The following is a 13,703-nucleotide window of genomic DNA, read 5'->3' on the forward strand; positions in this document are numbered from 1 at the left end:
TCAGAAAAAGGTGTGCCGCCGCACCGGGTTAACCGTTCGGGCATTTGCTGTTTGTTCGATGCGAAACCGGTATGCCTCCCGTGCGGCCTCATTGAAGTAAGAGCGGTTGAGCTGAGCCAGCTCAGGGTTGGCCCACGGCTTACCGGGTTGGAGCTGCAGGATGGCAGCGGTGCCATCGGCCATGGCTTCGGCATAGTCCTCAACCAATGCCGCCGGGATCAGGCTGGCGGTGGGCAGTGGCTCGATCGCCCCGATGATGCATACATCCTGCAACGCTACCAGGAAGCGGATCGATTCCGCTGACTGGACGTGATACTGCACGCCTGCGGCCAGTAGCTGACCACAAGCGGTGATCCGGTGGATCACGGACCCTGTCACCTGGGGCTCTCGGGTCTCCTGGCGGGCCTGCCGGTTAATACAGCTGGCCTTGGCAAAGCTCACCGTCTGACCTTCCAGCACGTCATCAAAGCACCGCTCGAGGTGGACCAGCGCACTCTGCCGGCAAAAGTCGATCGCAGCCCGGATCAGGGCTTGGCGAATGAGGCTATCAAGGGGCCCGGACACCCGCTGACGCACCAGCGGGATAAGCACGTCAGGGCTAACCAGGCGACTGTCCAGCACCGGCACCATTACGCGCTTCCCTGCTGAGTACGCAGGGCATCGCGGACACGGGTGCGAAACATATCTACCCGCTCGCCAACGCCTTGCTTGACGCCCAATTCGTACTTCTCGGCCAGGGTAGCCAGCTGTGCACTGGTCATCTTGGTCAGATCCAGCGCCAGGCACTCGACCACCATGCTCTGCTCGGCGGCGAGCCGGGCAGCCTCCTCCTCTGCATGACGCGCCTCTTCTGCCGCAGCCATCTCGAGCTCGGTTTGGTGGGCTAGCACCGCCTCCAACTCGTCGGCCTTACGCCACACGCTTGGGAACGCAAGTAACTGCATAGCGATGGCGCTTTCCACATCCACAGGCGTGTGGCGGGGAAACACCAGATGGGAGCCGGTCACAGTGTCTTTTTTGATCGGCTTGTCGCCGATATACACCACGGCAATTTTGTCACTCACGGTGTTATCTCCAATCCAAAAACGAAAAAGCCCGGCACCCGGCCAGGCACACGCTGGCGCAGCCCCTTACAGGTTGCCCACCATCTCGTAGTACAGCTTGAGCTTGACGGCACCGGTGGCACTACCACCGCCGACCGTGAGACTGATCTCCTGCCCTTCCTGGGTCATGAGATCATTCACCGGGATATAACTGTTAACCGCTGCCGCCGTGTCCTGAGCGTTGATGATGGTGGTATTGCCCACCTTCACCGTGAGTGTGGTGTCGGCGCCGAGCTCCGCACAGGTCAGTGATACCCCCACTACCTTGATATTCGGCTCCACCGGATCACCGAATACCACCATATCGCCGGCCGGGATGGCTGCCAGCTCGGCGAGCAGGGTCGGAGAAATGGAGAGATTACCGAACGTGCCATTGAACCAACGGCGCCGGGTTTTAACCAGGATCAGCTTGGCCATGGAATGGTCCTCTTGTCAGTCTGAAAGACGGGCCCCCGGATCGGGGGCCTGGATTAGCGAGCGAGCGGGCTCACGGCGGTGTCCAGTACCATGCAACCGTGGTCCTGTACGTTGCCGTTCTTCTGCTTGAAGCGGATCTTCTGCAAACCCGAGATCCAGCTGATGGAGAGCTCGGTGCCGTTACCGTGATCCGCCTTCTCTTCGTGCATGTTGAAGGAACTGCCTTCCACACCGGAGCCGAAGGCATTGGCCAGTGCTTGGCCACCTAGCAAAATGGCGCGGTCAATGGTGGTACCTGCGGTTCTGTTTACCTCCACACCGCTCGTTGAGTTGGACACACACACCTTGACGGTACTGCCCTGGTTGAAGCGGATCGGCATCCCGGGATACTGCTTGACCAGGATGTTGCGCCACATGGCGCTGTCGCCCTGGAATAGCGGGTGATTCCAGCCCTTGCTGCGAGCGATAGCCCCTTGCAGCATCGCCTGCCAATCCTTGCCAGAACTGGAGGTGTAGAAGTCATGCCACTGGCGCGGGGTGACATAGAGCAGGAACAGGGGTTCACCGATATTCGGGTCAGAACGAAAACGGATAGGTTGGATTGGGTTGGCCATTTCGGCCAGGAACAGCGCGATGTTATCCACACAGCTCAGATTGAAACAATCAGCCGCATCGAGTGCCTCAAAGGAGGTTGCATCCCCACCGAAAAAGTGGCGCTCGTAAGTCGGTGCCGTCACCTCGTTGGTCATGATCTCGCCAAATTCGGGGTCATCCGTCAGCGGCACGATAATGTCGTCGGCCATGTAGTCACCGCGGGCGCCGGCCAGCTGGATTATGCCGCGCTGGTCAGTCAGGTTACCGTAGTAACCATCCGCCAGCAGGGTACGAGCGACCTGGCGCAGGTCGTGCCTGGTGCGCTTCTGGCTCATCTTGCCACCGGCGTCCACACCATGGCGGGTCTGGTTGATAATCAGCCCAAAGTCTGCCTGAGAGAGGTTCTCCAGGCGACCAGCGATCTTCTTGTCTCCCATGGTCGGGCGGCCAGAGAGTTTATGGAAGATCTGCATGTCCACTTCAGCACCCGCCTGCTTACGCAGATCGGTGATCCGGACAACGGGGGCACCATGGCTGGTTTGCTTGCCACCGTTGATTTTGACGCCCTTGGGGGCGGCCTCGGTCAGCATGTTGACCAGGGAGTGACTGCGGTTGGCCTCGGTAAAGAGGGCCACCTGCAGGATTTTGTTGGCTTGCGCCTGGGTCACTTGGGTCATGATCCTCTCCTACAAAACAAAAACCCCGGCGCGGGGCCGGGGTTGTAATAGGTCGTTGGTTGTTACAGGTCGTGCTCTGCAAGCAAGGCTTCTATCTGATCTGCACTCATGTTGGACATCTCCGCCATCAGTTGCTCCTGACTCATCGCACTGAACTTCTCAAGTGTGCTCGCGTGCTGCACGGACTGACCAAGATCTGACGGACTTTGCGGAATATGGTCTCGCTCCTCGACCGTGTTGCGTTCCGACTTGCTGGCAGGCGGTGCCTGCTGCTCGACCGGATCACCAAACGCGGCTTTGGTACGCTTGGCCACTTCCGCAAAGCGTTCCGTCAGGGATTTGTCTTTCCACACGGGGTCATTCTTGAGCCGTTCATCGACATTGACGGCAAAAATGGCACGATCCTGGTCCTGCGCCATCCACACGGCGAGTTCAGGTACCGCCTGCAGTGCAGTCTGAACTTCAACGGGGGGCGCGCTCTCCATTTGCGGCTGCGGTACGGGTGTTGCCCGCTGGCTGAGAGCCTCGACGCGCTTGGCAATACCGGTCAGCACCGTCCCAAGCTCGGGATAGTCCTGTGTCAGTTGCTCAATCTCTGCGACGTTGAGCGCATCGGGATCCGCCAACGGGTCAATCCCGTGCCGTTCCAGAACCTGTTGCAACCTCTCCCGCTCGGCGACCAGGGCCTTTAGCTGTGCATTCTCCTCGGCCAACGTCTGCCGTTGCACCCGCTCTGCCTCAAGCACGTCATACGGGATCTGATGCTTGCCATCTTTAGACAAGATGACCTTGGTGGCCTCCTGCTCACCTTCCTGCACATCGGCAGGTTGAGTACTGCTGTTTACCTCGGCCGTCGGCGGCACGGTCTCTACGCCCGTTCCCTCGGTAACGGTGGCCTGCGCATCATCGTCCTGGATCTCGGCGTCATCGCCATTCTCCAGGGCATTCAACGCCGCCTCGAGCTCCTCCAGTGATTCGGTGCCGGTCAGATTGTCTAAGTCGATGATGTCCATGGTTGTCCTCGTGGTGTTTACGGGTGGTATCGCTGCCCAAGCGGGGGAACACTCTCGGGAAAAGCGCTCCCCGGCGTGGGCCGGGCACAAAAAAACCAGCGCGAGGCTGGTCGATAAAAAACGCCCGCACAAAGCGGGCGTGAAAGCACGGGGGTCTCGAGTCTCGAGACCCGGATTACACTCTAATCCGACAGATACCACAGAGATACTGTCATTTCTGCAAATGAAAACGCCCAATCTGGACGGACTGGGCGATGATGGGAAAATGCTAACGCTGGCTGCTCAAAAATGCAACATCCTCACAGTGCAATCTCATCAATTTGCTGTTGGAGCGTCTGCTCAAGCTGGGCCTGCAGGGCGGCTCGCTCGACAGAAAGCTGTTCTCCCTCCTGCTGCATCAGCGCCATCTCTTGCAACACCTTGCCGGTATTGGCCTGTTTGAGGGCATCATCAAAGCGTATCGAGTCGATAAGCTTCTGCAGGCGCTGCGCCTCGCTCTGCCACTTGGCCGCCCTGGCCTCCATCTCCGCCACCTTGGCTGTCGCCTCACGCATTGCCAACGCCTGTTGCTCCTGCTGCATCTGCGCTTGTTGCTGGGCGGCTTGCTGCTCCTGTGGTGTCATCTGATCTGCCGGTTTGGCGATCCCCAACGCGTTGCGCACCCGCTCAGTGAATTCTTGCTTGTTGGGCACATCCAGCAACTCGATCAGCATGTCAAAACACGCCGCCTGCGCCTCGGGCGGGAGTCTGGCCATCACCTCCATCATCCGTTCAGCCAGTTGCTGCTTGTAAGCCGGCGTCTGCTGAATAGGGGCCAAGGCAATATGAGCACGCAGGCGAGTGACGTCATTCGTCAGCGCCTCCCCGTCCGGCACGTTGAGCATGACGACCTTGCGGCGCCCCTTATCCTCCCGGTTGATGGTCACCTTCACGTTACGCCGCTGTGAAAGCGCCTCAAGCAGATAGCCCAGGGCGAGCTGGCCGACCATCTGCCGGGCAAAGCGGTAATTGTCGTTGATCTCGGAAAGTGTCGTCGCCCCCTGCTCCACCAGATTGGCAATCGCCACACCTGACTGGCCAGTCGTCCCCTGCCCCAGATAGGCAGCGTAAACGCCCATCGTATCCTGAATGAGCTTCACGCTGTCTTGCATCACCTGAAATTGCTGGGCAGCGACCTGAAAATCCTGCTCCACCCGGAATACATCCGAGATGCTTTGCTTGTTCTTGCGGTTCGGGTTGAGCTCAATCAGCCCGTCGGCACGCTCCACCTCCTCCATCACTTGATCGCGGCTCATGTTGGTGGCGTCCTTGTCCATGATGACGCGCTTTGCCTGCAGCAACCAGGTGAGCTTGATACGACGCAGGTTCACCTCATCCTGGGCGGGGATCGCCCTGGCGATAAGGCCATATGGCTCACGGCTTCGGTCTTTGCGGTATCCCCAAAATGGCACCAGCGGGTACATGTTGTGGGGGGCGCTGCAAGGGCGATCCACCAGGGGGTGAGGGCCAACAAACCAGGCTTCACGAATGCTGGCAACCGGCTGACGCTCTACCACGCCTCGCCCCAGTGCCAGCGCAACGATGTGCAGCTGGTTGTCCTCGTCAAACTCAATGACCCGGCCAGATCCGAGCAACAAGACGCGGCGCGTAGTGTAAGAGCGGTAGTAGACCACCTGCAGTAACAGGCGCTGTCGGTCGGAGCTGCACCACTCCACTTGGCGGGCGTCAAACTGCTGCCACTCGTCGAACGCGCTCTGGGTATTGGCATCCATCCCCTCAATCGCAGCCAGACTCACCACACCGTTCCAGGTCTCACCGACGCTGCAGCGTAGTACCTCGGCCTTACCGGGGAAGAGGGTGCAAGCCTCGTCGAGATCCAGCCAGCGACGGCGCATCAGCCAGCGGCAGTCCGAGAGATCCTGCTCCCGGTGGTGCCAGTCCCAAAACACCTCGTCCCGGTGGACAAAACTGAAGCGAAAGCGCGGACTGAATGGGTCAGTCTGCCGGCGAACTTCTACCCAGCCTATACCCGCCTTGAGTTGACTGGCATAGGCTTCGCCACAGGCACGTTCACAGCCCCCCAGGCGCGCCATATCGGCAAACTCGGCGTTCACCGCCTCGGCCAGCAGCTCGTATTCCTCTTCGATGTCATCGGCGACGACCATCAAATCGTTCCGGGTTTTGGCCTCCATTCCCAGCACGGCGTCGATGGTTGGCGCAATAAGGTTGTGGATGGTATTGGGCTGACCGCGCTCCTTGAGCACTTTCTTCACACTCGCCAGGAGTTGGTCATTGTCGTAGTAAGCGCAGCAGAGGTTTGCAAAAGAACGCCAGTCCGGTTGACCCTGAATATCGCTCATCAGCGCCAGCAGGCGTGTGGTATCGAAACGCCCCTTTGCAGGCGCCTTGGTCGGTGTATCGTTCATCAGTGTGCCATCCAGTGCTTGGGTTGACGGGAGGATTGGAGTTTGACGATGCGCGCCGGCATACGGGCTCGCATCTCTTGCGCAATCATGTAGCTCATCAGCTGATCGTCGAAGCAGCCATCCTGGGCATTCATCCGGCCCCGTTTGTCGTAGACATAGCTGGATGCCTCGTGGACAGTGCCAATCCAGCGGATCCCTGCTTGGCCGGCACGCAACAGGGTCTTGAGACCATCCACAATGATGGGCTTGCTCTGGGCAGTGGTGAGCCAGCCGAGGCGCTCGGTCTCGTCATCGCTCTCGCGATCGATGTACTCCTGGGCGTAGATGCGACGAGTGGGGTAGATATCGCGCAGACGCAACAGAAAGGCATGCCCGTGGTTATTGCGCTCCGGCCCGACGAAAGCAGGACCATATTCGTCACTGCCATACCACTGCCCTACCTGTGCGACCAGTTGCGCCAGCAAGCCCGGGTCCAGGTAACCGAACCAATGTGCAACCTGTTCGCCGTTGCTGCGTTTCACCACATCGAAGCTGGACCGGTCGCCGTGCTCCAGTCCCTCGGCGATATCCACGCCGATGGCATAATCCTCATCAGGGTCGGGCAGCTCCCACACCAGCAGCAGATCCATCAGGCTGCGCTGCCCCCGTTCGTCCAGCGTCTCGGGGCCGGTGACGCGATCACGTTTGCCGGTAACCGGGTCCATGTCATAGACCAGCTCAGGTGGTCGGCAACCGCCTTCGGCGCGCATCGTCAGAACGGGAGAAAATACCCGGCGACCCGATGTGAGGAAAGCCTCCAGCGGCGTGCTGGGAAATTCCTGCTTCATCTCCTCCCCTTGGCTGCACTCCTTGAGAACGTACCACTGACGCTGCTCCGGGGTGATCACACACCCCATCGCGAGCTCCACGGCCTCAAAGTACTCAGCCTGGGCCTTGCTGATCATCACGCCGCCAGCAGGCACATCCGTGCGATATTTGGGATCGTGCCACCAGGCAAAGAAATGGAACTTCCAATCCTGCTCGGTCGGCTCACTGCCGGCACTGGCTAACTCCATCGCCCTCACACACATGCTGTGAAAGTCACCACCGACCCCTTCAGCTGTTGACTCAATGAACGCCACACAGCCAGGGTGGATGGCGTTGAGGGTACCGGTGCGCACCTCCTTGGCCTTCTCCGGATATTTGGCGCAGATCTTCCCGTGCTCTGAGACATGCAGGCGCTGGACAGTACCGGAGCGAAATGAGGTGGCCACCTGGATGCTGGAACCATGACGAAACAGGATGTAGCCACCGTTGGCGCCACCACGGCGGGAAGCGACCGGGAAGCAGGCCTTGAGCCAGCCAGGCAAGTTATCGAAGGGTATCTCTATCTTGGTCCGGTAGATCTCCCCTGCGGCGGTCAAATCCTGGGCGATGATCCCGCACTTTAGGTTGTTGTTGAACAACGCCTCATCGAGCAAGTAGATATCGATGGCGGTGGAAAAACCAATCTGGCGCGCCTTGAGGATGATGTTGAGCCACCACATGGTCCGGAATAGCCGCTCTTGTGCCGGACGCAGCCTGAATTGTACCAGCTCCCCCTGCTCGCTCTGCACCTTGTAGAGATTGTTCATCCGCCACCACTTATCGCCGAGCTTTGAGCGGATGTAGGCCATCTGCTCCGGCTCAGTCATGGCGGAGATATCGGGTTCGGTCATGGGGAAATCTCAGGCAATAAAAAACCCGCCGAAGCGGGTTAGTTTGGGTGATGACATCCTATTCATGCTCTTGAAGCTGGGCCCATGTTTCCACAATATCCTGAGCCTCTCTCTTGGCTGCTGCTCGCTGCCGGATATTGTTGATGAACGCTTCAACCTGAACCCGATCAGCAATCATCGCGCCCATCGCCACAAGCACACCGTTACGGTAAAGACGATACGGCTCAAGTAGGACACGTTCAATAGCAGCGACTGCGGATGGCCTTTCTGCCAGGACACCCACAGCCAGTATTGGCGGCAGCTCATAATAGAAGTTCGCCCCCGAATCCAATGCTTGGCAGGCCGCTTTACACAGTGAGTCATCGGCCATATGCACAAACTCACCTGCGTTATTTCTGCAGTAAATTCTCATCGTTCCTCCCAACAATGCCGCAGAAATTCTATCACGACATCAACCCCCCAGTACCCATGCGCTGCAGCTCAGCTGTCACCTCTGCGACAGGTGTCGCATCAGCACCGCCATCCTTCTCAAGGAGATCGGCCTCGGCGGTCAGCTTGCGGGTGGCCGCCTTAATCCGCTTGGTGTCAGCTTCAATCTTGGGTCCATTCACCTCATCGATGCGCAGGGCACTCAGGGTTCGCTCAATCGACTCAATACGCTGGATGTTGCGGTCGAGGGCCTGCTCGGCACGCAAGATCTTGTCATAGAGCGCAATCCGGTCGGTCAGCTCTTGTGCTTCGGCGAGATCCTGCTGCAGGGCCTTCAAGGTCTTGGTGACGGAGATGACGCGAGCCCGGGTAAAATCCAGCTCGTCCCGCAACTCCAGCTCACGCGCCAGGTCGAACAGCTCCGGTGAATCGATGAACTTGGCGTAGCCACCGTGGGTTTTGGCAAGCTGCATGCCCGGTTTGATATTCGCGCGCGGATTGGGGTTGCCCTCGTATTCACCGTGAACAAAGCGCCCAAACTCATCACGCCCTTTGTTTTTCGTATGTTGACCAGCATCGGACGAGGTCTGTGGGGATGAGGAAGACGGTGTCCCTCTTCTCTTGCCATCTTTGTTCCCGCCAACGTGTTTCCTGGTCTGCGTAGAGGGGGCTAACTGCGCACACTCCTCAACAGTGCGCACTTCAGACTGCGCACTTTGACCAGAACTGCGCACTTTGCCCCTCGAAAACTGCGCACTTTCTTGCGCACTTTGCGCATCCAACTGCGCAGTTCGGGGTTTGATGTGACGCCTGGCGGAGTGATAGTTCAGGCCCTGCTGCACACACCACTCTTTGGCTGCAATCCCGGTCTCGGCATGCGCCTGTGTAAATGCCGCCTGCAGCGCTGGCCAATCGATACGCTGACTCATCCTCTCCCCACAGACAGAACACCCACACCGTTACGGACCAAGTCTTAGGGTGTCGGTACGGAGGGCGTCATAAGCTCGCTCACAGGCAAGGCCTGCAGTTCGAGCTCGGTCAAAAGCTTTTGCCAACTCTCCCGTTCGCGCATCAACCCGACCGAGCACGTCGGCGAGCACCATGGCGGGCTGTTTGGCTGCCTGGCCTGACTGGGCAGTGCCGGAATGACTGGCGCACTGACTGGCTCTGATGGCCACGCGCCTGGCTTGCTCACGCAGGCGGACAGCAACAGCATTGGCAGCAGCGGCATCAGTTTCCGCACGGGCGATTTGCTGTTCCGCATCTTGTCTCACCTTGTCGATAGCGCGCTGGCGACGCTGTTCTTCCTCACGCGCCAACTGGATGTTCCGAGCTCTGGCCTCGGCAAGTTCCACGGACTGCCTATCCCATTTCGCCTGCCAGGTCTTGCGTTCACCCTCCTCACCGGCAGAGTAACCAGACTGGTGAAGCGCCATTCCGCTGCCAGCTAACACGGCAATCACCAGCGCGCCGGCCAGGAACGACATCGCTCCACCGGGGAACGACACCATCACTCCCCCTTACACTTGGCATTCAGCCGCAACCGGTCTTTCCACAACCCTGAGCAGACCCGGTTACCTGGCTCGGAACAATCTTGTTTGCCGGCACGCTTGAACAACAAAATGGCCTCACATGCTCCGGGGTAATCACCTGCATTCAGCCGTTTCACGATAGTTGAGCGGCAAAATGCCCCTGGGCCGATGTTGTAGGCGAGCTCGACATAGGCGTCGTACTCGTACTGATAGAGCGGTACCTGGATGCAATCCTTCAAGGCGATCTCGAATACCCGCACTTCCCTCATACTCCGGTTGATAGCTTGCAGTGGCGTAATGGTATCGCCCATCTTCACCCCCTCGGTGCTACCAAACCCCAGCGTTGGCAGTGCCGTCCCGCGAACCGGGTCTGGATAAGCCGTCGGGCTGAATCCTTCACGGTTCAACACCCCCACAAACCCGGCCGCACTGAGCGTCAGCGCCGCAATAGCAATGCGAAGCTTATTCATCACTCGTCCCTCTGGCTCTGGGGGCGAATGATGTTCTGCCACAAGAACCACCCCATCTGAACTGCAATCCATAACAGCGTGGCCACCAACACCCAGTCACTAAGTGGGTAACCGGCCAGTGTCATACCGGACACCACTACTGGCGGTGCGGACTTGGCCACGCCCGTGGCAGCGGCAACAGCTGCAGTTGCAAACTTTTCCTCTTCCCCCATGCATCGCCCCTCCAGAAACGACAAAGCCCGCACGAGGCGGGCCAGGAATGAAAAAGGCCAGGGTCACGGGGACTCTGGCCATCTTTTAGCAATACTAACGCTGGGGCGGTGGTGATTCAACCAGTGGATGACGAGGGAGCAGAGGGATGATGAATCGCCATGAACTCACGCCATTCGGGTTCCAGGTCCAAGGCTAATTGCTCTTCTTGGTTCAATGATCCCCAGAATGGCAGCCAAAGATGCATCCACCAGTATTCCACGTCACCCTGCAGTGATCCCAAGCCTTCGGGATCAATCCATGGGAATGAGTCTGCCGGTAGAGGTGGCTCTAACCTGGTCTGCTGGAGAACATCAAGCACATCCAGGTCATCACTTGCAATCGAGACGACCGTTCCAGAGAAAGAAGGATGTAGAAACAACATCAACTTTCGGCCGGTCTCATCCGCAGAGCGTCTCACGACCTGAGTCGGTAACTCAGGAAGGACCTCATAGCTTAAACCAGCAAGCAATTGCATCAGGGTGTCTCTGTCGTCCTCTGATACCAGAAACCGAATGATGTAAGCTTCAGTCTCCGGATCTGCTGGCAATGGTTTGGGGTATCGACTGTATGCTTGGTCTGGAGCTATGGTGAATCCAGAACCTCTAAATACGTCCCGTATCTGAGGGGGATGTGACGTCTGGCTGCGCCACAAAAGCCCCCTCAAAAAATCCATTATTTTAGTTTTCATACACCTAGCCCACTAGCAATTCATCCCCTTGAATGAAATGGAGACAGGATCATGCTCCACCATTTTTTGTGCTTGGTGCTTATATTCAACTCACCATTATATTCGTCATCAAAAACAACGAAGCTATCAACATCAGATGTAAACTCTTCCCCTGGGAATCGATATGGAACATCTCGCCATTCCCCATAGCATACAAAGGGGGATGACTGGCCTACATAATCTCCCTTGGCATCATACAACTCAAAAAATATTGGCGATTCCGTAGTGAGCTGACAATATATGCCAATTGGATTTACTGGGTATACTGCTTTTAAGAACACTTTGTACTTGCCATCTTTTGACACCATACTAACAGATGGAGTCTTATCAAAGATGTCCCATGATACGTGTGCTAGCAGCAGCCAGTATGCCACGAATATCATCGCCAAAAACATAGCCAGCTTTTTCATAAATATATAATTCTCTGATTTGGGAGAGGATGTAACCAAAGCACATCTGAAAACACTATAAAATCTCCTCCCGAATGATGTTTATCTTGCCATTCGCGAAAATCGCGATTAAACACAGGAACAAACCCGCTCCATTTTCGAGCTAACAACCCATATAAACCTGCGCCATATGATGATAAATAGGTAGCACTTTCAGCTTTTGTTAACACACGATTTTTACTCCATATTCCCAATGGCTCAGTTGTTATCTTATTGCCATCCACAAAATCATATGTATCTTTGAGATATACACCAACGCGTTCTACAAAGAATGCAGGGCGCTTCTGATGCGTTCCCGAATATCCGCTTACCGCAAACTTTAGGTTTGCATTGCCAATTGCCCCATACCAATCATCAATTGTGTCCAATAAACCACCAACGCTAATAGTGTTAACGTGTGCAGTGGCATCCAACACTCGAGCACTATCACTCATACCTAATGGTATGCACATATTTGGAGAATATCCTGCCGCTTTTAATTTATTACGTAATTCATTAATACCAGCAGGTGAGTTCCAATTAACCATTCTCTCCTGCAGCTTTTCCTTTATAAAAGGTCTAGCCCACTCCATTTTGACAATAGTGTCATTGAATCTGTCATTAGGGATTGTTCTCGCATCACTACGTAGAAGTGCTCTTTTGGTCTCTTCTGTGAACTTGTACGCTGGCTTTACACTGAACCAATGGCGCATGAGCTGAGGTGCAACCTTCCATCCCATCTTTTCCATGGCATCGGGGATCTGATCAAGGTTGAATATATCAACCTTTACATCCTGCCCCTTCGTATTTGCACTAGGTGATAATTTGACATTAGCAACCGTCATTATCGCAGCCCTATCCTTGTCTGGAAAACATAATCAAGGGTTAAGTCCTCTTCAGACTTTCCTTTCACTTTGGAAGTCTTGCCACTTGTATCAACAATACCTTCTACAACCCCTGTTGAAGATGTCATGCCATAGGCCAGATGTTTAAACGGCATCCCAGTTTCACTATCCATGATGCAAAAATGCTCATCAAACAGCCCCGCAATGATGGCTGGGGAGATAACAGGCGGCGCTATGTCACCAACGAAGACGGTTCCCGCACCAATGATCACCCCACCGCAGTCCACTGTACTTCCGGTCATTGCCAGTGGCTTACCATTAACGAGAACCGTTGATGAGCCTGATGCTATCTTGCGGGGGTGCGGAGGATGATTTGGCTTATCGTGTGGGGCTAGGGGATCACCTACCCTGGCAGCAGGGATACCATCGATGAAGACGTCAGGTGAGCCTGCAGTGATGGGCGTGGGGTAAAAGCCGTCATGATCGGTACCAATGTTGCCAACCTTGGCTGCCTGCTTTGACATGTGAGCTCCTTTGCCTCAAATGAAAATCACCATATAACAAGAGTGTTCACATTTGAACCATTAGGGCCGTTTGGCTATGACATAAAATGACGCACAATGCATTATGAAGGCCAAGGCGTGAGCCTTGGCCTTCAGACTGGATTAAATCAGGAAGCTATCAAGAGAGGTGCCGCCTTCAACTGCAAGTGCAATCGCCTTAGGCATACGGCCTTGGCCGGTCCATGTTTTCTCTACACCACTTTCGGTATATTTGTACTTGGCAGGACGCGGGGTCCGCTTCGTCACACTGCCCTTAGCGACTTTAGGTTCGCTGGTACCAACTAATTCAGTCGGGTCTATACCTGCGTCTTGAAGCATTGCTTGGAATTCAGCCAGCTTTGCCAAATGGGCCTTTTGCTCAGCCATCTCTTTCGAAGCGGATTCTTCACGCTCCTGGAAAATGGCATCGAATTTTTCTTTCGCCTCAACCAATTGTTCGAAGCTCAGCTCGCGCAATGCAGCCCGCAAACTACGTTGATTCAGAAAGACTTTAATAAATTCATTCATCATTTTACCCTAGAAGCTTATTT

General features: G+C 56.1%; 16 protein-coding genes. All 16 read right to left on the bottom strand.

Translation table 11 applies throughout. The features are described 5' to 3' along the window. Complete coding sequence (locus ACW5XD_RS02835) at nt 1-630, bottom strand: hypothetical protein (RefSeq protein WP_456493533.1); 630 nt, start codon at nt 628-630, stop codon at nt 1-3. Next, nucleotides 630-1,064 (bottom strand): hypothetical protein, encoded by a 435-nt coding sequence (locus ACW5XD_RS02840; protein WP_456493534.1) that lies wholly within the window; start codon nt 1,062-1,064, stop codon nt 630-632. Before ACW5XD_RS02840 ends, ACW5XD_RS02835 begins: the two co-directional genes overlap by 1 nt. Nucleotides 1,065-1,130: 66 nt before the next feature. Next, complete coding sequence (locus ACW5XD_RS02845; RefSeq protein ID WP_456493535.1) at nt 1,131-1,520, bottom strand: hypothetical protein; 390 nt, start codon at nt 1,518-1,520, stop codon at nt 1,131-1,133. Nucleotides 1,521-1,573: 53 nt separating this feature from the next. Beyond that, the gene (locus tag ACW5XD_RS02850; RefSeq protein ID WP_456493536.1) at nt 1,574-2,791 is read right to left on the bottom strand and encodes a phage capsid family protein; all 1,218 of its coding nucleotides are present in this window, start codon (nt 2,789-2,791) and stop codon (nt 1,574-1,576) included. 62 nt (nt 2,792-2,853) lie between these two features. After that, nucleotides 2,854-3,804 (bottom strand): hypothetical protein, encoded by a 951-nt coding sequence (locus tag ACW5XD_RS02855; RefSeq protein WP_456493537.1) that lies wholly within the window; start codon nt 3,802-3,804, stop codon nt 2,854-2,856. A 299-nt stretch (nt 3,805-4,103) separates the two neighbouring features. After that, nucleotides 4,104-6,230: a portal protein gene (locus tag ACW5XD_RS02860; RefSeq protein ID WP_456493538.1), complete on the bottom strand. Its 2,127-nt coding sequence runs from the start codon at nt 6,228-6,230 to the stop codon at nt 4,104-4,106. Beyond that, nucleotides 6,230-7,927 (bottom strand): terminase, encoded by a 1,698-nt coding sequence (locus ACW5XD_RS02865; RefSeq protein ID WP_456493539.1) that lies wholly within the window; start codon nt 7,925-7,927, stop codon nt 6,230-6,232. Before ACW5XD_RS02865 ends, ACW5XD_RS02860 begins: the two co-directional genes overlap by 1 nt. 58 nt (nt 7,928-7,985) lie before the next feature. Further along, the gene (locus ACW5XD_RS02870) at nt 7,986-8,339 is read right to left on the bottom strand and encodes a hypothetical protein (protein ID WP_456493540.1); all 354 of its coding nucleotides are present in this window, start codon (nt 8,337-8,339) and stop codon (nt 7,986-7,988) included. A 31-nt stretch (nt 8,340-8,370) separates the two neighbouring features. Continuing rightward, nucleotides 8,371-9,285 (bottom strand): terminase, encoded by a 915-nt coding sequence (locus ACW5XD_RS02875; protein ID WP_456493541.1) that lies wholly within the window; start codon nt 9,283-9,285, stop codon nt 8,371-8,373. 30 nt (nt 9,286-9,315) lie between these two features. Continuing rightward, nucleotides 9,316-9,867, bottom strand: a complete 552-nt coding sequence (locus ACW5XD_RS02880; protein ID WP_456493542.1) for a DUF2514 domain-containing protein — start codon at nt 9,865-9,867, stop codon at nt 9,316-9,318. Then, nucleotides 9,867-10,358 carry a lysozyme gene (locus tag ACW5XD_RS02885; protein ID WP_456493543.1) on the bottom strand — a complete coding sequence of 164 codons (492 nt, stop codon included), beginning with the start codon at nt 10,356-10,358 and terminating at the stop codon, nt 9,867-9,869. The genes ACW5XD_RS02880 and ACW5XD_RS02885 overlap by 1 nt, the downstream gene beginning before the upstream one ends. A 328-nt stretch (nt 10,359-10,686) precedes the next feature. Further along, nucleotides 10,687-11,085 carry a hypothetical protein gene (locus ACW5XD_RS02890; RefSeq protein ID WP_456493544.1) on the bottom strand — a complete coding sequence of 133 codons (399 nt, stop codon included), beginning with the start codon at nt 11,083-11,085 and terminating at the stop codon, nt 10,687-10,689. Between the two features lie 233 nt (nt 11,086-11,318). After that, entirely contained in the window at nt 11,319-11,747 is a 429-nt protein-coding gene (locus tag ACW5XD_RS02895; protein ID WP_456493545.1) for a DUF6201 family protein, read from the bottom strand. Then, nucleotides 11,744-12,610, bottom strand: a complete 867-nt coding sequence (locus ACW5XD_RS02900) for a DUF6402 family protein (protein WP_456493546.1) — start codon at nt 12,608-12,610, stop codon at nt 11,744-11,746. Before ACW5XD_RS02900 ends, ACW5XD_RS02895 begins: the two co-directional genes overlap by 4 nt. Next, on the bottom strand, nt 12,610-13,134 hold the full coding sequence (locus ACW5XD_RS02905) for a type VI secretion system PAAR protein (RefSeq protein WP_456493547.1): 525 nt from the start codon (nt 13,132-13,134) through the stop codon (nt 12,610-12,612). Before ACW5XD_RS02905 ends, ACW5XD_RS02900 begins: the two co-directional genes overlap by 1 nt. Before the next feature lie 141 nt (nt 13,135-13,275). Continuing rightward, complete coding sequence (locus ACW5XD_RS02910) at nt 13,276-13,680, bottom strand: H-NS family histone-like protein (RefSeq protein ID WP_456493548.1); 405 nt, start codon at nt 13,678-13,680, stop codon at nt 13,276-13,278. Nucleotides 13,681-13,703 lie beyond the last annotated feature (23 nt).

Source organism: Aeromonas enterica (genome assembly GCF_054052465.1).

Coding starts and splice junctions, on each gene's coding strand:
- ACW5XD_RS02870 (WP_456493540.1), bottom strand. CDS start 8,339: ATGAGAATTTACTGCAGAAATAACGCAGGTGAGTTTGTGCATATGGCC.
- ACW5XD_RS02875 (WP_456493541.1), bottom strand. CDS start 9,285: ATGAGTCAGCGTATCGATTGGCCAGCGCTGCAGGCGGCATTTACACAG.
- ACW5XD_RS02905 (WP_456493547.1), bottom strand. CDS start 13,134: ATGTCAAAGCAGGCAGCCAAGGTTGGCAACATTGGTACCGATCATGAC.
- ACW5XD_RS02880 (WP_456493542.1), bottom strand. CDS start 9,867: ATGGTGTCGTTCCCCGGTGGAGCGATGTCGTTCCTGGCCGGCGCGCTG.
- ACW5XD_RS02885 (WP_456493543.1), bottom strand. CDS start 10,358: ATGAATAAGCTTCGCATTGCTATTGCGGCGCTGACGCTCAGTGCGGCC.
- ACW5XD_RS02845 (WP_456493535.1), bottom strand. CDS start 1,520: ATGGCCAAGCTGATCCTGGTTAAAACCCGGCGCCGTTGGTTCAATGGC.
- ACW5XD_RS02865 (WP_456493539.1), bottom strand. CDS start 7,927: ATGACCGAACCCGATATCTCCGCCATGACTGAGCCGGAGCAGATGGCC.
- ACW5XD_RS02910 (WP_456493548.1), bottom strand. CDS start 13,680: ATGAATGAATTTATTAAAGTCTTTCTGAATCAACGTAGTTTGCGGGCT.
- ACW5XD_RS02860 (WP_456493538.1), bottom strand. CDS start 6,230: ATGAACGATACACCGACCAAGGCGCCTGCAAAGGGGCGTTTCGATACC.
- ACW5XD_RS02895 (WP_456493545.1), bottom strand. CDS start 11,747: ATGAAAAAGCTGGCTATGTTTTTGGCGATGATATTCGTGGCATACTGG.
- ACW5XD_RS02850 (WP_456493536.1), bottom strand. CDS start 2,791: ATGACCCAAGTGACCCAGGCGCAAGCCAACAAAATCCTGCAGGTGGCC.
- ACW5XD_RS02835 (WP_456493533.1), bottom strand. CDS start 630: ATGGTGCCGGTGCTGGACAGTCGCCTGGTTAGCCCTGACGTGCTTATC.
- ACW5XD_RS02855 (WP_456493537.1), bottom strand. CDS start 3,804: ATGGACATCATCGACTTAGACAATCTGACCGGCACCGAATCACTGGAG.
- ACW5XD_RS02900 (WP_456493546.1), bottom strand. CDS start 12,610: ATGACGGTTGCTAATGTCAAATTATCACCTAGTGCAAATACGAAGGGG.
- ACW5XD_RS02890 (WP_456493544.1), bottom strand. CDS start 11,085: ATGCAATTGCTTGCTGGTTTAAGCTATGAGGTCCTTCCTGAGTTACCG.